The 22,232-nt window shown below is 73.1% G+C and carries 20 protein-coding genes and 1 pseudogene; 8 read left to right on the top strand and 13 right to left on the bottom strand.

All coding sequences use genetic code 11. The annotated features are described in order from the left end of the window. Positions 1–59 precede the first annotated feature (59 nt). Positions 60–476 (bottom strand): YchJ family protein, encoded by a 417-nt coding sequence (locus BX283_RS32335; RefSeq protein WP_101390971.1) that lies wholly within the window; start codon positions 474–476, stop codon positions 60–62. 196 nt (positions 477–672) lie between these two features. On the opposite strand from BX283_RS32335, the gene BX283_RS32330 reads away from it, so the two are divergent. Next, the gene (locus BX283_RS32330; protein ID WP_101390970.1) at positions 673–2,517 is read left to right on the top strand and encodes an FAD-dependent oxidoreductase; all 1,845 of its coding nucleotides are present in this window, start codon (positions 673–675) and stop codon (positions 2,515–2,517) included. 58 nt (positions 2,518–2,575) lie between these two features. On the opposite strand, the gene BX283_RS32325 is transcribed toward BX283_RS32330, so the two are convergent. Both BX283_RS32325 and BX283_RS32320 read right to left on the bottom strand, forming a co-directional pair. Continuing rightward, positions 2,576–2,812 carry a DUF397 domain-containing protein gene (locus BX283_RS32325; RefSeq protein WP_067166531.1) on the bottom strand — a complete coding sequence of 79 codons (237 nt, stop codon included), beginning with the start codon at positions 2,810–2,812 and terminating at the stop codon, positions 2,576–2,578. Further along, positions 2,813–3,673, bottom strand: coding sequence for a helix-turn-helix transcriptional regulator (locus tag BX283_RS32320; protein ID WP_101390969.1), 861 nt, complete (start codon positions 3,671–3,673; stop codon positions 2,813–2,815). Between the two features lie 184 nt (positions 3,674–3,857). Here BX283_RS32320 and BX283_RS32315 point away from each other — a divergent pair, with 184 nt between their 5' ends. Next, the gene (locus tag BX283_RS32315) at positions 3,858–4,322 is read left to right on the top strand and encodes an ATP-binding protein (protein WP_101390968.1); all 465 of its coding nucleotides are present in this window, start codon (positions 3,858–3,860) and stop codon (positions 4,320–4,322) included. Then, the gene (locus tag BX283_RS32310) at positions 4,316–4,747 is read left to right on the top strand and encodes a hypothetical protein (protein ID WP_373979315.1); all 432 of its coding nucleotides are present in this window, start codon (positions 4,316–4,318) and stop codon (positions 4,745–4,747) included. Before BX283_RS32315 ends, BX283_RS32310 begins: the two co-directional genes overlap by 7 nt. A gap of 75 nt (positions 4,748–4,822) precedes the next feature. On the opposite strand, the gene BX283_RS32305 is transcribed toward BX283_RS32310, so the two are convergent. The 5 genes from BX283_RS32305 to BX283_RS32285 all read right to left on the bottom strand — a co-directional run bounded on the left by BX283_RS32305 (position 4,823) and on the right by BX283_RS32285 (position 12,194). Next, entirely contained in the window at positions 4,823–5,737 is a 915-nt protein-coding gene (locus BX283_RS32305; protein ID WP_101390967.1) for a LysR family transcriptional regulator, read from the bottom strand. Continuing rightward, a complete protein-coding gene (locus BX283_RS32300; RefSeq protein WP_101390966.1) occupies positions 5,734–6,915 on the bottom strand; it encodes a glycine C-acetyltransferase in 1,182 nt (393 codons plus the stop codon). The genes BX283_RS32305 and BX283_RS32300 overlap by 4 nt, the downstream gene beginning before the upstream one ends. A 30-nt stretch (positions 6,916–6,945) precedes the next feature. Next, on the bottom strand, positions 6,946–7,974 hold the full coding sequence (tdh, locus tag BX283_RS32295; RefSeq protein ID WP_101390965.1) for an L-threonine 3-dehydrogenase: 1,029 nt from the start codon (positions 7,972–7,974) through the stop codon (positions 6,946–6,948). Positions 7,975–8,146: 172 nt separating this feature from the next. Next, positions 8,147–11,443: a BTAD domain-containing putative transcriptional regulator gene (locus tag BX283_RS32290; RefSeq protein ID WP_101390964.1), complete on the bottom strand. Its 3,297-nt coding sequence runs from the start codon at positions 11,441–11,443 to the stop codon at positions 8,147–8,149. A gap of 40 nt (positions 11,444–11,483) precedes the next feature. Continuing rightward, positions 11,484–12,194 (bottom strand): hypothetical protein, encoded by a 711-nt coding sequence (locus tag BX283_RS32285; RefSeq protein WP_143676508.1) that lies wholly within the window; start codon positions 12,192–12,194, stop codon positions 11,484–11,486. A 304-nt stretch (positions 12,195–12,498) separates the two neighbouring features. On the opposite strand from BX283_RS32285, the gene BX283_RS32280 reads away from it, so the two are divergent. The 3 genes from BX283_RS32280 to BX283_RS32270 all read left to right on the top strand — a co-directional run bounded on the left by BX283_RS32280 (position 12,499) and on the right by BX283_RS32270 (position 15,301). Further along, positions 12,499–13,176, top strand: coding sequence for a helix-turn-helix transcriptional regulator (locus BX283_RS32280; protein ID WP_101390962.1), 678 nt, complete (start codon positions 12,499–12,501; stop codon positions 13,174–13,176). An 89-nt stretch (positions 13,177–13,265) separates the two neighbouring features. Then, positions 13,266–14,540: a VWA domain-containing protein gene (locus BX283_RS32275; RefSeq protein WP_101390961.1), complete on the top strand. Its 1,275-nt coding sequence runs from the start codon at positions 13,266–13,268 to the stop codon at positions 14,538–14,540. Next, positions 14,540–15,301 carry a hypothetical protein gene (locus BX283_RS32270; RefSeq protein ID WP_101390960.1) on the top strand — a complete coding sequence of 254 codons (762 nt, stop codon included), beginning with the start codon at positions 14,540–14,542 and terminating at the stop codon, positions 15,299–15,301. Before BX283_RS32275 ends, BX283_RS32270 begins: the two co-directional genes overlap by 1 nt. 73 nt (positions 15,302–15,374) lie before the next feature. On the opposite strand, the gene pcaG is transcribed toward BX283_RS32270, so the two are convergent. Genes pcaG through BX283_RS32255 form a run of 3 tightly spaced genes read right to left on the bottom strand, consistent with a single transcriptional unit; the run spans position 15,375 to position 17,496 of the window. Next, entirely contained in the window at positions 15,375–15,896 is a 522-nt protein-coding gene (gene pcaG / locus BX283_RS32265; protein WP_257584004.1) for a protocatechuate 3,4-dioxygenase subunit alpha, read from the bottom strand. Continuing rightward, entirely contained in the window at positions 15,893–16,696 is an 804-nt protein-coding gene (gene pcaH, locus BX283_RS32260) for a protocatechuate 3,4-dioxygenase subunit beta (protein WP_101390958.1), read from the bottom strand. The genes pcaG and pcaH overlap by 4 nt, the downstream gene beginning before the upstream one ends. Then, a complete protein-coding gene (locus BX283_RS32255) occupies positions 16,693–17,496 on the bottom strand; it encodes a CoA transferase subunit A (protein WP_101390957.1) in 804 nt (267 codons plus the stop codon). Before BX283_RS32255 ends, pcaH begins: the two co-directional genes overlap by 4 nt. A 190-nt stretch (positions 17,497–17,686) precedes the next feature. Here BX283_RS32255 and BX283_RS32250 point away from each other — a divergent pair, with 190 nt between their 5' ends. Then, positions 17,687–18,148 (top strand): MarR family winged helix-turn-helix transcriptional regulator, encoded by a 462-nt coding sequence (locus BX283_RS32250; RefSeq protein ID WP_101390956.1) that lies wholly within the window; start codon positions 17,687–17,689, stop codon positions 18,146–18,148. 16 nt (positions 18,149–18,164) lie between these two features. Here the strand turns inward: BX283_RS32250 and BX283_RS32245 are convergent, their stop codons facing one another. Beyond that, the gene (locus tag BX283_RS32245; RefSeq protein WP_101390955.1) at positions 18,165–19,589 is read right to left on the bottom strand and encodes an NAD(P)/FAD-dependent oxidoreductase; all 1,425 of its coding nucleotides are present in this window, start codon (positions 19,587–19,589) and stop codon (positions 18,165–18,167) included. A 161-nt stretch (positions 19,590–19,750) separates the two neighbouring features. Between BX283_RS32245 and BX283_RS41805 the strand changes: the two are divergent. Continuing rightward, positions 19,751–20,094 (top strand): annotated as a pseudogene (locus BX283_RS41805) (alpha/beta fold hydrolase); the annotation flags it as partial. A gap of 64 nt (positions 20,095–20,158) precedes the next feature. Here BX283_RS41805 and BX283_RS32235 read toward each other — a convergent pair. Then, positions 20,159–22,216 (bottom strand): phosphocholine-specific phospholipase C, encoded by a 2,058-nt coding sequence (locus tag BX283_RS32235; RefSeq protein WP_101390954.1) that lies wholly within the window; start codon positions 22,214–22,216, stop codon positions 20,159–20,161. Positions 22,217–22,232 lie beyond the last annotated feature (16 nt).

The following is a 22,232-nucleotide window of genomic DNA, read 5'->3' as shown; positions in this document are numbered from 1 at the left end:
CGATCACGGCCGCATTCGGCCGTATATACGGGAAAGGACGCCGAACGACCCGACCTGGTTCACTCCGTGAAGACCGCGTCCAGATACACCCAGGCACCCTCGTACCGGACGAATCGACTCCGCTCGTGCAGCGAGCCCTCGCCGCCGCCCTCGGTGTAGTGCGCGCGGAAGGCGACCTCGCCGGCGGTGTGGAAGGCGGTGCCGTCCTTGGTGTCCAGGATCTCCAGCCGGGTCCAGCGCATCCCCGGGTCGAAGTCGACACCGGCGGGCCGGTGGTCGGGGTGCCAGGTGCGCAGCAGATACGGCTCGTCCTGGACGGCGAAGGCGCTGAAGCGGGAGCGCATCAGGGCTTCGGCGGTGGGCGCCGCCTGCCCGGCGTGGTAGCGGCCGCAGCACTCGGCGTACGGCGCGGGCAGCCCGCAGGGGCAGTCCTCGGGGACCTGGGGGCGGGCGGGTCGGGGGGTGCGTCGGGCCATGCCCCTATCTGACCACATCCGCCCGCTCGTGCCCGATCGCGTACGGCCCCGTACGGCCCCGCACGGCTCGGCCGGTGGTGGCCGCAACTGCCGTGCTCCCACGGAACACTGGGCTCGATTGTCTCTTCCGGCTTGGCCGCCGCATCCGTATGCTCCTGCGCCGACGTGATTGTTACCACCGGTAATAGGGGGCACCATGGAGCGTTCGGGCACCACTGCGGCCAGCACGGCGACCAGCGATTCGGGCGGTCCTTCGGGCAGTACATCAGGCAGTACGAGACGCACGTTCGTCGCGGGGGCGGCGGTGGCGGGCGCGGCGACCGCCCTGGGGCTCGAAGCGGCGGTGCCCGCCGCGGCCGCGGCACGTGCGGGGGCCGCCCCGGCGGCCGGTCAGTCGGTGGTGGTCCTCGGCGGCGGGGTCGCGGGGCTCACCGCCGCCCACGAGCTGGCCGAACGCGGCTTCCGCGTCACGCTCTACGAGCGCCGGGCGCTCGGCGGCAAGGCCCGCAGCATGGACGTGCCGGACAGCGCGCGCGGCGGGCGCGGCCCGCTCCCGGCCGAGCACGGCTTCCGGTTCATCCCCGGGATCTACCACAACCTGCCCGACACGATGCGGCGTATCCCTTTCCCGGGCAACCCGCACGGCGTCTGGGACAACCTGGTCGCGCCCAAGGAGATGATGTTCGCCCGCACCGGCTACGAGGACCTGCGGCTGCCGCTGCCCTGGTCCGGCACCCCGCAGCAGCTCACCCTGGACGCCCTGCGGCGCGCCCTGACCGGAGTGCTGGGCACCTTCCAGCGGCTGCCCGCGCGCGAGATCGCGTACTTCGCCGACCGCCTCGTCACCTTCCTGACCAGCTGCGACGAGCGCCGCAACAACCAGTGGGAGGCGACGCCTTGGTGGACGTTCACCAAGGCGGGCCAGATGAGTTACGAGTACCAGCGCATCCTCGCCGTCGGCGTCACCCGCAACATCGTGGCCACCAAGGCGGAGGAGGCGAGCACCCGCACGGTGGGCTCGCTCCTGGAGGCGTTCGTCTTCAACGCGCTCGGCCGGGGCGCGGACGGCCCCCTCGACCGCATCCTCAACGCCCCCACCAACGAGGCGTGGATCGACCCCTGGGTCGCCCATCTGCGCACCCTCGGCGTGGAGTTCCAAGTCGGCTGGACGCTGCGGGAGTTCGCGTACGACGGCACGAAGGTGACCGGGGCGGTGGTCGAGGACCCGGGCGGGGCGCGCCGCACGGTGAGCGCCGACCACTACGTCTGCGCGCTCCCCGTCGAGCACGCCCGGCCCACCTGGAGCGCCGCGATGCGCGCGGCCGACCCGCAGCTGGCCCGCTGCGACAAGCTGCGCACGGACTGGATGACGGGCATCCAGTTCTATCTGACCGAGCGGCCCGACGGGGTGCACGGCCACTTCGACTGCATCGACTCCCCCTGGTCGCTCACCGCGATCGCCCAGGCCGAGCACTGGCCGCACCACGACTTCCGCACCGACTACGGCGACGGCACGGTGGTGGACTGCCTCTCGGTGGACATCTCCGAGTGGGACAAGCCCGGGATGCTGTACGGGAAGACGGCCAAGCAGTGCACCCGCGAGGAGGTCGCGCGCGAGGTGTGGGCGCAGCTGAAGGCCTCGGTCAACGACACCGGCAAGACGGTGCTCAGCGACGGCAAGCTGCACTCGTGGTTCCTGGACCCGGGCGTCTCCGGGATCGGCACGCCCGAGCCGAGGAACGAGGACGAGCTGCTCATCCACCCGGTCGGCACGTTCCACAACCGCCCCTCGGCGGGCACGAAGATCTCCAACTTCTATCTGGCGGGCGACTACGTGGCCGTCCCCATCGACCTGGCGACCATGGAGGGGGCCAACACCTCGGGCCGCCTCGCCGCCAACGCACTGCTCGACCGGGCCGGTTCGGCCGCACCGCGCTGCTCGGTGGCCTCCCTCTACAGCGCCCCGGAGCTGGACCTGCTCAAGCGCGACGACCGCTTCCGCTACCGCCTGGGGCTGCCCAACATCTTCGACGTGGGCTGACACGGCTCGGCCGCCGCGCGGGCCCCAAGGGGGCGCCGGGCGGCGGCCGTCCGGTGGATCACGTCAGCAGGAAGTCGGCCTGGCCCGACTTGGCGCCGAGGATGAACGCGGCGATCTCGTTGCTGGTGTAGATCAGAGCGGGGCCCTCCGGGTCGGCCGACTGGCGCACCGCGACCCGGCCGTCGGCCAGCTTCATGGCCTCGACGCAGTTGCCGCCGTTGCCACCGCTCCACGGCTTGTGCCAGCCCTCGGTCCCGAGCTCGCGGGCCGGCATGCCGTTGTATATGTGATCCATTCACAGCTCCTCGCGGAGATCCGCCAGGATCTCCTTCGTGCGTCGTGCAGTCGCGGCCTGGGCCGCCATGCGGTCCATGACTTCGAGGTGGGTGTCGACCTCGGGACGCGCGTCGAGATAGACCGCGCCGGTCAGGTACTCGCTGTAGACCATGTCCGGCAGCTCCGGCACGGCAAATCTGAACAGGACGAACGGGCCGTACGTCCCCGGGTGGTGCCCCGTCGCGAACTCGGCCAGCTGGATCGTCACATGGGGCAGCTCGGCCGCCTCCAGGAGCCGGTCGAGCTGGCCGCGCATGACCTCGGGCCCGCCCACCGGGCGGCGCAGCACGGTCTCGTCCATGATCACCCAGAACCGCGGCGCATCGGCCCGGGTGAGCAGCGACTGGCGCTCCATGCGCAGTGCCACGTGCCGCTCGATGTCGGCGGTCTTCGTCTGCCCGAGGGCGCCGCTGACCATCACCGAGCGCGCGTACTCCTCGGTCTGGAGCAGTCCGGGAACGAAGTGCGGCTCGTACGTCCGGATGAGCGAGGCCGCCCCCTCCAGGCTGACGTACATGCTGAACCAGTCGGGCAGGATGTCGTGGAAGCGCTGCCACCACCCCGGCTTGTTGGCCTCCTCCGCGAGTTCGATGAAACGGTCCGTCTCCTCGTCCCCGATGCCGTACGCATTGAGCAGCAGCTGTACGTACGGGATCTTCAGCGCGACCTCGGCCGTCTCCATGCGGCGGATCGTGGCGGGAGCGACGCGGAGCACCTTCGCCGCCTCTTCGCGCTTGAGGCCGGCGCGCTCGCGCAGGTCCTGCAGGCGTCTGCCCAGCACGACCTGCCCCACGGTCGGGGCGGACCGGGGTTCACTCACGTCAGACCTCCCCTAACCCTGTTGCCGAGCAGTGTGCCATGCCACCTCAGCCCAGAACACAGCACTCTGCAATTTTCAGAGTGCCCCTTGCCAAGTGTCACGGATGGGTGGAAGGTAGGTCGGTGAACGCCCGCACATGCGGTTGTCGCGTGCGGCACCGCTTCCCCACTGTGAGGACCCGGTCGTGGCCCCTGGTAATGCGCTCGTCCCGCAGCTCATAGGCGCGGCCTCCACGGTGTCCGTCGCCGACGTCCGCCGGTACGCGTTCGAACTCTCCGCCCGGCCGGAATCCGCCGCCGCCGCCCGCCGCCACACCGCCGAGGTCTCCGTCCGGTGGGGTCTGTGCGACGAGCTGGGCGACGCGGCCGCGCTGGTCGTCTCCGAGCTCGTCACCAACGCCGTCGTGCACACCGCGGGCACCCGGGTGTCCTGCGAACTCTCCTTCACCTCCGGGCACTTGACGGTTGCCGTCAGGGACCAGGGGTACGGCACGGGCGGGCCCACGCTCTGCGACGCCACCGACGGCGAGGAGGGTGGCCGCGGGCTGCTGCTCGTCGACGCGCTGAGCGTCGCCTGGGGCGCCCACGACGTGCCGCACGGCACCGGCCGGATCGTCTGGGCCCGGCTCGGGGCGGTCCCTGCATGCTGAGGGGCCCACGCACACTTCTGTCCAGAGGCGGCCGGGAAGAGGCTGGGGGGCCTCGGGGGCCCGGCTCGCAAGGGGGCGCCGGAGCGACCGGCGGCAGACTCGTGCTGCCGCCGGCGCTCCCGGCGTCTCTGGGCTGCGACGCGGTCGCGGTGCCCGCCTCCTACGGCTTCCGGGTGCTGGCCCGGCTGCCCCGCTCGGGCTGTGTCTTCGCGGACGCCGACTGCTGGTGGTGGGTCGTCCCGGCGGGCTCGGACCACGACCTGACCTGGCCGCACCCGGCCCGCTACGCCCCGGACGCGCGCGTTCCGGAGAACCCGGGACGGCGGATGATCCACTGCCCCGACAGCACCAGCCCGTACACACCCCCCATCCCGCTCTACCTGGTGGTATGCCAGCTGACTGGAACGGCACCGGCATGGACCTAGCCTGTTCGCTCGCCCTTCGCGCCGACCCGGGGTGGGACTTCGCCCCCTACGGACCGGACCTCCCCGCCCACGGGCTCAGCCCGTCGTCAGACCTTCCGCCGCCCGCACCAGGGCGTCCAGGACCGGGCTGATCAGCGGGTGGTGCTCGGCGCCGCTGCGGACCGCCGCGAAGACGCGGCGGGTGGCGGCGGGGCCCGCCACCGGGCGCACCACCGTGTTCTTCTGCTCCATGCCGCGCAGCGCCGAGCGCGGCACCAGCGCCACGCCCGCCCCCGCTCCCGCCAGCGCCACCACGGCACGGAAGTCGTCCGAGGAGTGGACGAGCCGCGGCTCGAAGCCCGCCAGCTCACAGGCGAGGAAGACCACGTCGTGGCAGGGGTTGCCGGGGTACGGGCCGATCCAGTCGTCCTCGGCGAGCTCGGACAGCCGCACCTGCGGCGCGGGCGCCAGCGGGTGCCCGGCCGGGAGCACCGCGTCGAAGGACTCCGCGTAGAGCGCGACCCGGGCCAGCCGCCGGTCGTCCTCCCTGGGGGCGCCCCGGTACTCGACCGCGAGCGCCACGTCCGCCTCGCCGTCCAGGACCATCGGCAGCGACTCGTCGCCCTCGGCGTCGCGCACCCGGACCCGGATCGTGGGGTGCGTCCCGCGCAGCCGGGCCACGGCCGGGGCGAGCACCTCCGCGATGCCGGTGGCGAACGCCGCCACCGTCACGTCGCCGGCCGCGCCGCCCGCGTACGCGGCGAGCTCCGCCTCCGCCCGCTCCAGCTGGGCGAGGACCGCGTTGGCGTGCTCCAGGAGGATCTCGCCGGCCGCGGTGAGCCGTACGCCCTTGCCGCTGCGGGTCAGCAGCGTGTGGCCGGTCTCCTGCTCCAGGGCGGCGAGCTGCTGGGAGACGGCCGAGGGGGTCAGATAGAGCGCTGCGGCCGCGGCGGTCACCGTACGGTGGTCCGCCGCGGCGCGCAGGATGCGGAGCCGGCGCGGGTCGATCACCCGGCCATTGTCGCCCGAGCGTCGACGAACGCCGCCACCGCCCGCTCCACGTCCTCGGTGGAGTGCGCGGCGGAGAGCTGGACCCGGATGCGGGCCGCGCCCATCGGGACCACCGGGTAGGAGAACCCGATCACGTAGACACCGCGCTCGAGGAGCAGCTCGGCCATGCGGGCGGCCTCGGCGGCGTCGCCGATCATGACGGGGGCGATGGCGTGGTCGCCGGGCAGGATCTCGAAGCCCGCCTCGGTCATCTTCGTCCGGAAGAGCGCGGTGTTGGCGGCGAGCTTGTCGCGCAGGTCGCCCGCCGACTCCAGCAGGTCGAGGACCTTCAGGGAGGCGGCGGCGATCACCGGGGCCAGCGAGTTCGAGAAGAGGTACGGACGCGAGCGCTGGCGCAGCAGGGCGACGATCTCGGCGCGGGCCGCGACGTAGCCGCCGGAGGCGCCGCCCAGCGCCTTGCCGAGGGTGCCGGTGATGATGTCGACCCGGTCCATGACGCCGTGCAGCTCGGGCGTGCCGCGGCCGCCGGGGCCGACGAAGCCGACGGCGTGCGAGTCGTCGACCATGACCATCGCGTCGTAGCGGTCGGCGAGGTCGCAGATCTCCTGGAGCGGGGCGACGTAGCCGTCCATGGAGAAGACACCGTCGGTGACGATGAGGCGACGGCGCGCACCGGAGGCCTCCTTGAGCTTCGCCTCCAGCTCGGCCATGTCGCGGTTGGCGTACCGGTAGCGGGCGGCCTTGGAGAGCCGGATGCCGTCGATGATCGAGGCGTGGTTGAGGGCGTCGGAGATCACCGCGTCCTCGGCGCCGAGCAGGGTCTCGAAGACACCGCCGTTGGCGTCGAAGCAGGACGAGTAGAGGATGGTGTCCTCCTGGCCGAGGAACGCCGACAGACGCGCCTCCAGCTCCTTGTGGACGTCCTGGGTGCCGCAGATGAAGCGGACCGAGGCCATGCCGTAGCCCCAGCGGTCGAGCGCCTCCTTGGCGGCGGCGATCACCTCGGGGTGGTCGGCGAGGCCCAGGTAGTTGTTGGCGCAGAAGTTGAGGACCTCGCCGGTGGGGACGGCCACCGAGGCGTTCTGCGGGGTGGAGATCACCCGCTCGGGCTTGAAGAGACCGGCCTCGCGGATCTCGTCGAGGGTCTTCTGGAGGTCGTCGCGGACGGACGCGTACATGCTCAGGCTCCTAGATGCCGTGAAGCGGACTCAGGCGGTCCAGTCGAGGATGATCTTGCCGCTGCGGGCGGTGGCGGCCTCGTCGAAGGCCGCGTCGAAGTCCCGGTAGGCGTAGCTGCCGGTGATCACCGGGGAGAGGTCGAGGCCGCCTTCGAGCAGCACCGTCATCGCGTACCACGTCTCGAACATCTCACGGCCGTAGATGCCCTTGACCGTGATCATCGAGGTGACGATCTTCGACCAGTCGACGGCGAACTCCTGCGCGGGCAGGCCGAGCATCGCGATCTTGCCGCCGTGCGTCATGTTGTCGATCATGTCGCGCATGGCCTCGGCGCGGCCCGACATCTCCAGGCCGACGTCGAAGCCCTCGCGCAGACCGAGCTGCCGCTGCGCTTCCGCGATGGAGGACTGCGCCACGTTCACCGCGAGCGTGGCACCCGCCTTGCGGGCGATCTCCAGGCGCTCGGGGCTGACGTCGGTGATCACGACGTTGCGGGCGCCCGCGTGCTTGGCGACGGCCGCGGCCATGATGCCGATCGGGCCCGCGCCGGTGATCAGGACGTCCTCGCCGACCAGCGGGAAGGAGAGCGCGGTGTGCACGGCGTTGCCGAACGGGTCGAAGATCGCGGCGACGTCGAGGGGGACCGGGGTGCGGTGCACCCACACGTTGGCGGCGGGCAGCGCCACGTACTCCGCGAAGGCGCCGTCGCGCCCCACGCCCAGGCCGATCGTGGAGCGGCACAGGTGACGGCGGCCCGCCAGGCAGTTGCGGCACTTGCCGCAGACCAGATGGCCCTCGCCGCTGACCAGGTCGCCGACCGCGATGTCCCGGACGTCCGCGCCGACCGCCGCGACCTCGCCGACGAACTCGTGGCCGAGGACGAGGGGGGTCTTGACGGCGCCCTGCGCCCAGCCGTCCCAGGAGCGGATGTGCAGGTCGGTGCCGCAGATGCCGGTGCGCAGCACCTTGATCAGTACGTCGCCGGGGCCGGTCTCCGGCTCGGGGACGTCCATGAGCCACAGTCCGGGTTCGGCGTGCTGCTTGACAAGGGCCTTCATGGGGGCGGCTCCCGGGACGTACAAAGAGGGGCGAAAGCCATGGTTCCATGGCTGATCACTAATCTGCCGAGCAAGAGCCACTCGCGTCCATCGAGGTTTTCTTAAGCGGGCCAACAGCCGAGCTTCACGCGCCCCTCGCGCGCTCCCCCTCCACGCGGCTCACCACCGCACCTCACACCAGGCCCGCGGCCACCTCCACGGCGAGCCCGTGCCCCTCTTCGTACGAGCGGCGGTACGCGGTGTCGTCGAGCACGGCGCGCAGTTCGGCCTCGGCGCGGCGCCGGACGGCGGGCTCGGACGGCAGCGGGCGCAGCCCGAAGCCGCCGTGCCGCCCGTCGGCGTGCCGGTCGTACGCCCCGAGCAGCCGGGCGCCCTCCTCGGCGGCGCCCAGGTGCGCCTTGGCCCAGGCGGCGACGAGGAACTGGCTGGTGATCAGGTTGGGGGCGACCAGATACGCCTGTCCTTCCAGCTGCCGCACCGCCTCGCGCACCTGCCCGAGCGCGTCGGCGTACGCGCCGCAGAGGCAGTCCAGCCAGCCGTCCGCACCGGCGACGAGACCGCGGAACATCTCGGGCACGTTCTTGGTGAACTCGCCCTCCGTCAGGCGCAGTTGCTCACGCGCCCGGCCGACGCGACCGGTGGCCGCGTAGTGGTGGGCGAGCAGCATCCGGGCGGTGCCGACGCCCTCGCCCGTGTACTGGCGCGACTCCTCGACGGCGTCGAGCAGCAGCCGCTCGGCCCGCCCGCTCTCCTCGGCCGTCCGGGCGACGGCGAGGCGGACGGTGGCGAGGCGCGCCTTGAACATGGGGCCCTGGGCGTGCGCGCCGGTCCAGGTGGTGGACTCCATGGCCCGCTCGAAGTCGGCGGCGGCCTCTTCGTACCGGCCGCGCCGCGAGTGGTCCTCGCCGCGCGCCGAGAGCGTCTCGGCGATCGCCCACGGGTCCCCGAGCCGCTCGAACAGGGCCAGCGCCTCGTCCGCGTCGGGACCGCCGGCCAGCTTGGCCCTCAGCAGCAGCGCGAAGGCGAGGTCCCAGGGCTCGCCCAGCGCCCGGCAGTCCTGGACCATCGCGTCGACGGCCTGCGGGAACCCGGCGAACTCACGGGTGAGCATCCGGGCGAAGTACCAGACGGACCCGGGCTGGCGGCAGTTCTGCGGCATCGCCGAGCCGTACGCGGCCACGATCCGACCCAGATACGGCCGGGCCGCGGGATTGGCGAACTCCGCACCCTCGCCCTCGCCGCCGCCCGCGAACAGCATCATCCGCACCCCGCGCCGGGCCTCCCACAGCTGCTCCTCGGACCACGGCGGCGGCGCGTCGGTGCAGCGGGCCGCGAGCGGCACGGCGGGGCGCACCGGCTCGGCGAACGGGTCGGGCCCCATCCCGGCCGCGGCGAGCGACCAGGCGCGGGCGTCGCTCTGGTGGCCGCGCAACTGCCAGAACCAGCTCATGGAGAGGGTCAGACAGAGCGCGTCCTGTTCGCGGCCGTGCTCGACGGCCCGGCCGAGCGCGGTCCGTACGTTCCCGTGCTCGGTCTCGAACCGCCGAATCCCGTCGGCCTGCCCGGGCCCGCGCAGCACGGCCTCGCCGGTGCGGGCGAGTTCGCGGTACGCGACCAGGTGGCGCAGCTCGGCCGCCGTGCGCTCGCCCGACTCGGCGAGCCGCTCGGCCGCGTACTCCGCGACGGTCTCCAGGAGCCGGTAGCGCATCGCGCCGCCGTCCGGGGCCGCCACGACCAGGGACTTGTCGACGAGGGAGGCGATCAGGCCGAGTACGTCGCCGGGGTGCGGCGACGGGTCGGCGGGATCGGCGCAGACCGCCTCCGCCTCGGGCAGCGCGAAGCCGCCGGAGAAGACGGCGAGGCGGCGCAGCACGGCCCGCTCGCGTGCGTCCAGGAGCTCCCAGGACCAGTCGACCACGGCCCGCAGGGTCTGCTGCCGGGGCCGCAGCGTGCGGCTGGTGCGGGCGCCGTCGCCGAGGAGGCGGAACCGGTCGTCGAGGCGGTCGGCGAGCTGGCGCGGAGTGAGCATCCGCAGCCGGGCGGCGGCGAGTTCGAGGGCGAGGGGCAGGCCGTCGAGGCGGCGGCAGACCTCGGCGGCGGCCTCCGGGTCCTCGGCCACGCGAAAGCCCGCCCGGGCCGCCGCGCCCCGTTCGCCGAACAGCCGCAGGGCGGTGTCCAGCGGCAGGGGGCCCACCGCGCGCACCCGCTCTCCCGGAACGCCGAGCGGTTCCCTGCTGGTGGCGAGGACGGTGACGCCGGGGCAGGCGGTGAGCAGTTCGTGCGCCAGCTCGGCCGCCCCGGCGGCGATCTGCTCGCAGTTGTCGAGGACGAGCAGCATCCGGCGGTGGCCGCAGTGCGCGACGAGCCGTTCCAGCGGGTCGCGGGGTCCGGTCTCGGCCGCGGTGAGCAGCACGCTCTCGCGCGCGCCGAGCACGGTGAGCAGGGCCTGCGGCAGCTGCGCCGCCTCCCTTACGGATGCGAGCTCGGCCAGCCAGACGCCGTCGGCCCACTTGGCGGCGACGGCCTCGGCGGCCTCCAGGGCGAGCCGGGTCTTGCCCGCGCCGCCGGGCCCGGTGAGGGTGACGAGCCGGGCGTCGGCCAAGTCCGCGCGCAGGGCGAGGAGTTCCGGCTCGCGCCCGACGAAGGAGGTGAGGCGGGCACGGAGGTTGCCGGGGCGGGGAGCGCTCTCCTCGTACTGGCCCGACACGGCTCGGGCGGACGGGATCGTCGAGGGGTCGTCCCGCAGCAACTCGGCGTGCAACGCCCGCAGTTCTGGCCCCGGGGCGGTGCCCAGCGCCTCGTCGAGCGCGCGGCGGGCCGACTCGTACGCCACCAGCGCCTCGGCCCGGCGCCCCGCCGCCGTCAGCGCGCGCAGGTGCAGGGCCCGCAGCGGCTCGTCCAGGGGCGCCGCCGCGACCAGGGCGGCCAGTTCCGGCAGGGTGTGCTCGGCGCGGCCGAGCGCGGTGTCGGCGGCGAGGCGGGAGCGGCGCGCCTCGGCGTGGCGGCGCTCGGCCCGGACGACCAGCGGGTCCCGCTCCCGTACCGGAAGGTCGGCGAGAACCGGCCCCCGCCACAGCGCGAGGGCGTCGTCGAGCAGTTGTGCCGCCTTGCGCGCGTCCCCGTCCGCCAGCGCGTCCGCGCCTTCCCCGGCCAGCCGTTCGAAGCGGAACACGTCGATGTCGTCGGGGTCGGCCGCCAGCCGGTAGCCGCCCGGCGCGGACTCCACGGCGTCCCGGCCGAGCGCCCGCCGCAGCCGTCCGACCAGCGCCTGCACGGCCGCGGCCTCGTCGGCGGGCGCGGTGTCGTCGTCCCAGACCCGGGCGGCCAGCTCCGGCACCGGCACCGCGCGTCCGGCGCCCGCCGCGAGGGCGGCGAGCAGGGCCCGCAGCCGGGCGCCGCCGAGCGGCACCTCGCCGCCGTCCGGGCACAGGGCCCGCGTCGGTCCGAGTACGCGGTAGCGGAGTGTCACCCGCCCATTGTCCACGGCGGCCGTGACGGGCGGCTCCGGATCAGCTCTCGACGGGGGCCGGTTCCGTGCGGACGACGCTCAGATGGCCCCGGCGCCGGGTGATCACGACGTTTCTCGGCGCGCTCTCGGGGGCGTGCGCGCGGGGCTCGGCGCTCTCGCGGCGCAGGACCAGGGTGACCCGGCGCAGTCCCAGCTCGCCCAGCGTGCCGGAGGACTCGTCGAGGACGCGGCACTCCACGGCGTCCCAGCCGGGGTCGGGGTGGCGCACGGCCCGTACGGTCCCGTCGTGGTGCACGGCGGCCGGGCCGACCATGCGCATCCAGTGCGGCAGGCCCTGCTGGTAGGCCGCGCTCATCAGCGGGTCGTCGGCGATCTCACGGTGCACGGCCCGCAGTTCGGGGTCGTGCGGGTCGCGCTCCAGGGCGGACGAGAGCTGCGCGAGCATGGGGAGGCACCAACCCGTCTCGTGCTGGGCGAGCACGGAGCCCGCGTGGGGGTGGAAGAGGACGAAACGCAGGAAGTTGTCGCCCGGCATCGCGGTGGGGTGGGGGCCCACGGCCCGGAACAGCGTGTCGTACGCGGTGTTGGCGTGCACGACGTTCCAACTGCGGTCGACGAGGAACGACGGTAAGTCCGTGGCGTCCATCATCGCTATGTGGTCGTCGACGTAGGCACGCGCCTCGGCGTCCCACTGGTCGGTGGCGGTGGCGCCCCGTCCGTTCTCCGGTACGGGGCCGGCTGACCTGTTCACCAACGGTTCTTTCACCATCGAGAACGCGACTCCTCTTGCAGGCACGCGGTGCGCCTGCCGTCCTCTGCGTCCTCATGGCCCAGCGGCCTCGCCGCACAGAGGTCGATCTTCGCACCGTGGTGCGATCCTGCTCCCGCCGACGAGACAATGTCAACCATCGTGGCATTCCGGCCCGAGAACGCCTCAAATACGCCACAGCTGTGGCAAGTTCTGGTTCTCTGCGGTGTGAGCAAGTAGCCTCCGGACATCTTCACTCTGTGTTCGAGGTGTGCGGAGCAACTCGTGTGATCTAGGAGAATTACTGGTGACGGACGGCTTCTCGGATCCGGGACCGGCGGCCACGGGCCCTCTGGGGGACATCGCCGCCCGCGTCGACGAACTGGCCCGCAAGCTCGGAATGAGCCAGGCAGAGGTCTTCGACGTGCACCAGCTCTCCGACGCCTCCGGTGTTCCGGCCGATGTCGTCCAGGCGCTGCTGGAGGGCCGCCCGGCCGGCGAACCGGACGTCCAGGCCCGGTTCCTCCAGCGGTTCTCGGCGCTGCGCCGCTCCCGGCTGAAACCGAACGGCCGCCCCTACACCCAGCAGGAGATCGCCGACGGCGCCGGGATGTCCCGGCAGCAGGCGGGCGCGCTCATCAACGGCGACCGGCGCCCGACCATGGAGCACTGCGACGCCATCCAGCGCTTCTTCAAGGTCCACGCGGGCTATCTCACCGCCGAGGACAGCGAGGCCCTCGGCGACGCGCTGCTCCGCACCGAGCAGGAGCTGCTGCACGCCTTCGCCGCCCGCGAGCACGACCGGGAGCGCGAACTCGACGCGCTCGCCCCGGCCGGGGACGACCCGCTGGAGCGCCTGCTCCAGGACCACGGGGTGCGCGGCATCGCCTGGCGGGCCGCCCAGCTCCCCACGGACAAGCACCGGGACAAGGTCACCGAGTGGCTGGACATGCTCCTGGAGAGCGTGAAGCGCGCGGATCCCTGACCCGGGCGGCCCTCGGCCCGCCGCTCGGCGGAACCGGCCGCCGCGTCGCCGGATTTGGGCGGGGATCCGATCTTCCATAGGATCCGGCGATGATCACCAGAAAACGGCTGGCGGCCGGGGTGGGCGCGCTGCTCGCCACCCTCGCCACCGGTATCCTCCCGGCCGACGCGGTCGCGGCCGACGGACCGCCCGCGCAGAAGGCCGCACCCAAGGTCGAGCTGGTGCTCGACGTCAGCGGCTCCATGCGGGCCCGCGACATCGACGGCCAGTCCCGGATGGTCGTCGCCAAGCAGGCCTTCAACGACGTACTGGACTCGGCCCCGCCGGAGGTCGAGCTCGGCATACGCACGCTCGGCGCCAACTACCCGGGCAACGACCGCCAGGTCGGCTGCAAGGACACCCGCCAGCTGTACCCGGTCGGCCCGCTCGACCGCACCGAGGCGAAGACCGCCGTCGCCACCCTCGCCCCGACCGGCTGGACGCCGATCGGCCCCGCCCTCCAGGGCGCGGCGCAGGACCTCAAGGGCGGCGAGGCGACCCGCCGGATCGTGCTCATCACGGACGGCGAGGACACCTGCGCCCCGCTCGACCCGTGCGAGGTGGCGCGCGACATCGCCGCCCAGGGCATCCACCTGGTCATCGACACCCTCGGGCTCAACCCCGACGCCAAGACCCGTGACCAGCTGACCTGCATCGCGCAGGCGACCGGCGGCACGTACACCTCGGTGAAGCACAAGGACGAGCTCAAGGACCGCGTCAAGCAGTCCGTGGACCGCGCCGCCGACCCGGTGGTGGTCCCGGTCGCCACCAACGGCGCCGCGAGCTGCGAGAGCGCGCCCCAGCTGAAGCCCGGCCTGTACACCGACCGCGAGACGTTCGGCGAGCACCGCTGGTACAAGGTCGACGTCAAGCCCGGCCAGGAGCTGCGCGCCGCCGTCAGCATCGGCGCCGACCGCGCCGTCAACAACGACTACGGCGTCCTGATGCGGGCCGTCACCCGGCACGGCCGGGAGATCGTGCGCGGCTCCGAGGCGGGCGACGGCCGCACCGACCTGATCTCGACCGGTCTGCGCTATCCCAAGCCGGAGGCGAAGGACGACGCCGACAAGGACGCCGTGGAGACCGTCTGCCTCCAGGTCAGCAACTCCTTCTCGGCGCCCGCGTCCGTGAAGACCACGCCCGGCATGCCCGTCGAGCTGACCGTGGACGTCGTCGACGGCCCCGACCAGCCCTCGGACGTGGCCGCCTTCGGCCTCGGCCGCGGCTGGTGGCTGCTCGGCGTGCTGGTGCTCACCGGCCTCCTCGCCGGTCTGCTGTGGGGCTGGATCTCGCGCTGGCGCGTGGCTGTCTGGAGGACCAACTGATGCGTACCACAAGGATGCTGGCCGCGGCGCTGCTCACGGGCGCCGCGCTGCTCGCCCCGGCGGCACCGGCGCTGGCGGACACGCCGTCGCCCAGCCCGAGCAAGTCCTCCGGCGCGCCGACGGAGGCGGGCACCACGTTCCGGGCCGCCACGGTCGTCAAGCAGGGCCAGCAGGCCACCGCGACGGCGTCGAGCGGTGACTACCTGTACTGGGTCTTCCCCGCCGACGCGGGGCAGCGCCCCACCGTCGACGCCACGGTGACGCTGCCGTCGGCCGGCCGCCAGGCCGCGACGACCTGGCGGATCGACGTGTACGACGGGCTGCGCCGCCGCCAGCCGTGCATGTACGGGGCGCAGTCCCGCGCGGCCGCGCCCGACGCCACCAGCGTGACGCTCTCCTGCACGCTGCGCCCGGTGCGCGCCTGGGCCGACGGCTGGTCGAACGATCCGCTGCCGGGCAGCTACTACGTACGGCTGACCGCCGTCGGGCTGCCCGCCTCCGAGCGGGGTCTGCCCGTCAAGGCGGAGATGAAGCCGACCACCAAGGAAACCGGGGGCTCCCACGCGGTGGACGGCGGCCTGTCCACGCCGCTGGGCGCGGGCGGCCCGAAGGCCGAGCCGGAGGACGGCTGGTCGTCCGGCTGGTGGACCGACCGCTGGATCTGGACGGCCGTCGGCGGTGTGCTCGGCGCGCTCGCCGGTGTCGCCGGGTACGCGCTGACGCGCGGCCGGGGCCGTCCGTCGTACGTCCCGCAGAGCTGACGGCCCGTCACTCCGCCTGCGCCGTCGGCTCCGGCACGCGCCGGGCCACGGCGCGGGCGGAGTCGGCGGCGGGTCAGTGGAATTCCAGGAACACCGTCTCGTGCGGCCCCTGGAGATGGATGTCGAAGCGGTGGCCGCGCACGGCGGGGTCGGGCGCGGCCACCAGCGTGCGGCGCAGCTCCGGCTCCAGGGAGTCGAGCAGCGGGTCCGGCGCCTCGGCCAGATACACCCGGGTGAACAAGTGGTTTGGCAGGCCGCGCGCGAAGACCGCGACGCAGAGGTACGGGACCCCGCCCGGCGCCAGCGTGCGCAGGGTCCAGTGGCCCGACCCGTCGGTGGGGACCCGGCCGAAGCCGGTGAAGTCGACCCCGTTGCGGGCGAGCGAACCGGGCTTGCCGGTACGGGAGCCGTCGGGCCCCGGCTGCCAGAACTCCAGCAGGGCGTCGGTCACCGGCTCGCCGTCCCCGTCGTAGACATGGCCGTGCAGCGTGAGGGTGCCCGGGTGGCCCGGCGGGGCCATCGCCTCGCCGCCCGCGAAGGGCAGGGCGTGGCCGTAGAAGGGCCCGATGGTCTGCGCGGGCGTGGGCTGCCTCACCGCTCCCCCTCCTCGAACGCGGTGGCGGACGGCCCGCCGAGCACGATGTCCCAGCGGTAGCCCAACGACCATTCGGGGACGGATAGTTGGGGGTCGTATGCCGCGACCAGACGACTCCGCGCGGCCTCGCCGGGGACCGAGAGCAGGATCGGGTCGTACTCAAGGAGCGGGTCGCCCGGGAAGTACATCTGGGTGATCAGCCGCTGGGTGAAGGCGGTCCCGAAGAGCGAGAAGTGGATGTGCGCGGGCCGCCAGGCGTTCTCGTGGTGCTGCCAGGGGTACGCGCCGGGCTTGATGGTGGTGAAGGAGTAGCGCCCGTCCGCGTCGGTGAGGCAGCGGCCGAAGCCGGTGAAGTGGGGGTCGAGCGGCGCGCGGTGCCGGTCGAGCCGATGGGCGTACCGTCCGGCCGCGTTGGCCTGCCAGATCTCGGTCAGCTGACCCGCCACCGGCCGCCCCCGGCCGTCCACGATCCGGCCGCTGACCGTGATGCGCTCCCCCAGCGGCTCGCCCCGGTGGTGCACGGTCAGATCGTGGTCGAGCGGGCCGACATCACCGGCGCCGAAGACCGGCCCGCTCAGCTCGACGGCGTCCGGGTCGCGCACCGGGAGCGGCGGACGCCGCGGGAGGCGCGACGGGCTGCCCACGTACGGCGGGTGGCCGGCGCCGCTCTCCCGGACAGCGGCCCGGACCTCGGCCGTCTCGGTGTCGATGACGTGCTGGTCGAGACCGTCGGGCGATGCCCCGTACTGCTGTCGCCGCCGCTGTGGCCCCGGCCCGGCCCCGCCCAGCCCGTCGCTCATCCGGTCACACACTCCCTGAGCCACTGCTGGAACACGTCCCGGTCCCGCGAGACGCGGTCCCACTCCCGGTAGTAGTCGTTGTCCCGCTCCGAGTACCCGGCGGCGTACGAGGGATGGGCTCCGCCCGGCACCCAGGCGACGGCGTCGACGACCCAGCCCGGCAGCACCACGCCGCCCGGGCGCGGCTCCAGCACCTCGACGAGCTCCTCGACGGTGACGAGCACCCGCTCGGCCGCCAGGACCGCCTCCTTCTGCACCCCGGCGAGCCCCCACAGCTGGACGTTGCCCTCGCGGTCGGCCTGCTGGGCGTGGATGACCGTGACGTCCGGGTTGACCGCGGCGACCGCCGCCAGCTCCTGCCCGGTGAGGGGGCTGTCGAGCGTTGACACCGTTGTCGTACGGCGTCCCAAGTCGCTGCCGCGGTAGCCGTTGAGGAGCGCGAACGGCAGCCGGGAGGCGCCCGCCGCATAGCGGTTGGCCATGCCCGCGTGGCTGTGCTCGTCCAGCTCCAGCGGCCGCGGCCAGCCGTTCTCCACCGCGTCGCGGAACCGGTGCAGGGAGCCGACGCCCGGGCTGCCGCCCCAGGAGAACACCAGCTTCCTGGCCAGCCCCGCCCCGATGAGCTGGTCGTAGATCACGTCCGGGGTCATCCGCACCAGCGTGAGATCGGTGATGCCCTGCCGGATGACCTCATGGGCCGCCGCGAACGGAATGAGATGGGTGAACCCCTCCATGGCGACCGTGTCCCCATCGCGGATCAGGTCGGCCACCGCCTCGCGCAGCCCTCGAATTTCGGCCATTGCTTCCCCCTGCCCTTCGCTTCCCCGTAGCGGTAGGCTCAGTGTTTAGTCAGTGCACTGAGCACCTACCGCCTTCCGAAGCTAACGGGACGAGTCGGACGGGTCAACACCCGCAGTGGGCTGAACACTTGACCGTACGCGGTTGACCGAAAGCGCTCGCTGTCGAGCGGCAGCAGGAGAGGAACACACCGTGTCCGCAGTCGACTTGAGCGGCCACCCCGGACATCTGGCCCGGCGGCTCCAGCAGGTCCACTATCTGCTCTGGAACACGATGGTCTCCGAGCAGACCACGTCCCCCCAGTTCGCCGTCCTCAACACGCTGGTCGCCTCCCCGGGCCTGGACCAGCGGACCGTCGGCGAGCGGGTGGGCCTTGACCGGTCGACGATCGCGGAGGTCGTCACCCGGCTGACCCGGCGCGGGCTGCTGCGCAAGACGCGCGACCCGCGCGACGGCCGCCGCTCCCGGCTCGACGTCACCGACGAGGGCCGCGCCGTGCACCGCGAACTCACCGTCCGCACGGCCCGGATGAACGAGGTCTTCCTCGCCCCGCTGGCCCCCGCCGAGCAGACCGTCTTCCTCGACCTGCTGCGCCGGGTCGCGGACGCGGCGGAGGGCCTGGGCGCCGCCTCGCAGGAGGCGGCGGCCAGCTGACCGGGGCGCGGGGCAGCTACTGCATCGCCTCCCGCCGCAGCGGCGGCTCCTGCGGCGCGGGGCGCACCGGGCCGAACAGCACCGCCTTCGCGATGCGCGGCGCGAACAGCGACGTCACCGGGGCCGTCAGGAACAGGACTTCGCGGAAGGCCGCGCCCACCACCGGGTCCCCGGTGGCCCGCAGCTGGACGCGCTCCAGGTACCAGCCGGAGATCCGGTCGGCCACCGTGCCGCCCGCCGCGCTGCCCTCGGCGCCCGGCATGCCCTTGTCCGACCCGGCCGAGATGTCCCACGCCTGGCGCGCCGCCGCGAACAGCGCCTTCTGTACGCGGCGGGTCGTCGGCGTACGACGGGTGTCGCCGAGCACGTCGCGCAGGGCGACGGCGCACAGGGCCGCGACCGTCATGCCCTGTCCGTAGATCGGGTTGAACACGCACTGGGCGTCGCCGGTGGCCAGGAACCCGGCGGGGCGCAGGCCCGGGCGGTCGTAGCGGCGGCGGACGTTCGCGGTGGTGCGGTAGGACAGCGCGGCGGACTCGGGCTTCGCCCCGTCGAGCCAGCGGCGCACGATCGGGTGCGGCAGCCGGTCGGCGAACTCGGTGAACCCCGCGTCGTCCGTGGGCGGTTCGGCGCCGCGCAGCCCGGAGAGCGTGACCATCCACCGGTCGCCCTCGGCGGGCATGACCACCGCCCCGTACGTCTGGCCGGCGTTGGGGACGATGAAGTGGCCGTTCATGTCGTCGTAGTCGGACCCCCGCGCCGGGCCCCGGTACACCCGCGTCGCATAGGCGAGCCCCGTGTCGAGGGTCTCCTCCTCGGGCCGCTCCGCGCCCAGCGCGGTGAGCCAGTCGGGGGCACGGGTGCCACGGCCGGAGGCGTCCACCACGAGGTCGGCAACGAGCAGCTGCGGCTCGCGGCCCACCGCGGCGGCCGCCGCGCCGCGCTCGCGCAGCAGCACCCCGCGCACCCGCCGGGCGTCGCCGAGCAGCCCCACCACTTCGGTGCCCTGCACGGTCTCGATGCGCGGGTTGGCCAGAACCCGGCGGCGCACCAGCCACTCCAGGAGGGGCCGCGAGGGGGAGAAGATATGGGCCGTGGCCTCGGTGCGCCGGTACCAGCTCCCGGCCTGCCACTGCGCGATGTCGCTCGGCATGCCGATCCGGGGCGCGCCGTGCTCGCGCAGCTCGTCCGTGATGCCCGGCAGCAGCTCGTCGAAGGCCCGCTGACCGGCCGTCAGCAGGACGTGGGTGTGGCGGCTCTGCGGCACACCGCCGCGCGGCTCGGGCCCGTCGGGCAGGCGGTCGCGCTCGATCACCGTGACCCGGTCGGCGTGGTCCGCGAGCACCTGGGCCGCGAGCAGCCCCGCCAGACTCGCCCCGATGACGACGGCGTGCCGCCCCCCGTTCCGGGACGTGCCCGTCCCGTTCACCCTCTCCAACACCGTGCTTCCCCTTGTCCGCCGCGATCCGTGGCCGACCAGTATGACGCGCAGCAATACCCTCCACCTGCCGGAGTCATACGATTTGGCCCGATCCGGCCGCTCGCTCGGCACAGGTCAGGCCCCAGGGAACGCACCCACCGCATCGCTCCCCCGGACTCCAGGATCGGTGGACCCGCGACCTGGCCGCCATCCCCGCCGAGGTGCGCGCCGCGTATCCGCGGGCCTGCTGCGCGGCCGTCCCCTCGATCGTCGCCGACTACCGCGCCTCGGCTCACATCGACATCGAGCACGACACGGCCGACCGCCGCTCCGGCAACCGGCTGCGCATGCCGGTGACCGTGCTCCAGCAGGACTGGGGCGCCGCCCCCGACGCCGGGACGGCCGAGCTGTGGCGCACCTGGGCCCCCGACCTGGTCCACCGGACCGTCTCCTGCGGCCACTTCATGGCGGAGGAGGCCCCCCGGCGGAGGTGGTGGAGGCCGTGCGCGAGCTCCTGGCGCGCTGACCGGACCCCTACACGCGGACCGGGCCGCCCCCAGGGGGACGGCCCGGCCACTGCCACGGGACGGTCAGGCGGTGAGGATCGCCGGGTCGCTGACGCCGACCGCGCCGGTCTCCACGTGTCCGGCGAACCGGCGCAGGAACGTGGCGGTGGTGCTGGAGACCACCGACACGTCGTACCAGCGCTTGCTCGCGGTGAGGTCGACCGTGTACTTGACGGTGGCGCCCGGCTGGACGGTGAGCGCCTGGGAGGCGCCGCTGTACCCGTCGGTGACCGTGAGGCGCGCGCTGGAGGTGCCCGCGTTGGTCAGGGTCAGGTCGAGGTTGCCGGTGGCCGCGTTGTGCCGGGCGGTCACCTCGGGGCCCGCGGTCTTGCCGGGGTTGCGGAAGGTGCGCAGGAACCCGTTGGGACCGAAGACCGTGAGGTCGGTGGTGCCCTTGGAGTACGCGGTGTTCCACGCGTCGGAGAGCGTCTTGCCCGCCTCGGTGGTGTACGTCCACGGCCCGTCGGTGCGGTTCGGCGAGGTCACGAAGAACTGGGCCCCGGCCGAGGCGCCCGCGCCGAAGGTCAGCGTGAACTTGCCGGTGGACACGTTCGCCGAGCCGTCCACGTAGGGCGCGTACCGCAGCGGCCGCGTCGGGCGCGAGCCCCGCTCCTGCCTGGGCACGCTGCCGGTCGCGGGCGGCACCGGCACGAAGTCCGGGTGCCGGTTGTGGTCCGGCGGCACATAGCCGGCCGTCGAGGGCAGCGAGGCGGGCGTGGTGTTCGACTTGCCGAAGTCGAACGCCGAGGTCAGGTCGCCGCAGATGGCCCGCCGCCAGGGCGAGATGTTGGGCTCCTGGACCCCGAACCGGCGCTCCATGAAGCGGATGATCGAGGTGTGGTCGAAGGTCTCGGAGCAGCTGTAGCCGCCGGTGGACCAGGGCGAGACGACGAGCATCGGGACGCGCTGGCCGAGCCCGTAGGCGCCGGCGCCGTGGCTGATGTCGCCGGCGTAGTAGTCGGCCGAGGTCGAGACCGTGGACAGGCCCTGGGCGGCCGAGGAGGGCGGGAACGGCGGCACGATGTGGTCGAAGAAGCCGTCGTTCTCGTCGTACGTGATGAACAGCGCGGTCTTCGCCCACACATCGGGGTTGGAGGTCAGCGCGTCGAGCACCTGGGCGATGTACCAGGCGCCGTAGTTGGCGGGCCAGTTGGGGTGCTCGGTGAACGCCTCGGGCGCCGCGATCCAGGAGACCTGCGGCAGCTTCCCGGCCTTCACGTCGGCCTTGAGGATGTCGAAGAAGCCCTGGCCCGCCTTGGCGTTGGTGCCGGTGCGCGCCTTCTCGTACAGCGCGTCGCCGGGCTTGGCGTTGCGGTAGTTGTTGAAGTACAGCAGCGAGTTGTCGCCGTAGTTGCCGCGGTAGGCGTCGTTGATCCAGCCCCAGCCGCCGGCCGCGTCCAGACCGTCGCCGATGTCCTGGTAGATCTTCCAGGACACCCCGGCCTTCTCCAGGCGCTCGGGGTACGTCGTCCAGCCGTACCCCTTCTCGTCGTTGCCGAGGACGGGCCCGCCGCCGGTGCCGTCGTTGCCGGTGTACCCGGTCCACATGTAGTAGCGGTTCGGGTCGGTGGAGCCGATGAACGAGCAGTGGTACGCGTCGCAGATGGTGAAGGCGTCGGCGAGCGCGTAGTGGAACGGAATGTCCTCACGGGTGAGGTACGCCATCGTGGTCGACGTCTTGGCGGGCACCCACTGGTCGTACTTGCCGTTGTTGAACGCCTTGTGGCCGCCGGCCCAGTCGTGGTTGAGGTCCTGGATGAACTGGAGACCGAGGTTGTCCGCCTTGGGCCGGAACGGCAGCACTTCCTTGCCGCCGCCCTCCTGGTGCCAGACCGACTTGCCGCTGGGAAGCGTGACCGGGCGCGGGTCACCGAAGCCGCGGACGCCGCTGAGCGAGCCGAAGTAGTGGTCGAAGGAACGGTTCTCCTGCATCAGGACGACGATGTGCTCGACGTCCTGGATGCTGCCGGTGCTGCCCTGCGCCGGGATGGCGGCGGCGCGGGCGATGCTGTCGGACAGCATGGTGAGGGCCGCGGTGCCGCCGGCGAGCTGCATGAACCGGCGCCGATTGAGTTCAGCCATGAGTGAGGTGACCTCT

It is taken from the genome of Streptomyces sp. TLI_146 (genome assembly GCF_002846415.1).
In the GTDB taxonomy this organism is placed as follows: Bacteria; Actinomycetota; Actinomycetes; order Streptomycetales; family Streptomycetaceae; genus Streptomyces.
This window is presented reverse-complemented; position numbering and strand designations above follow the sequence as displayed.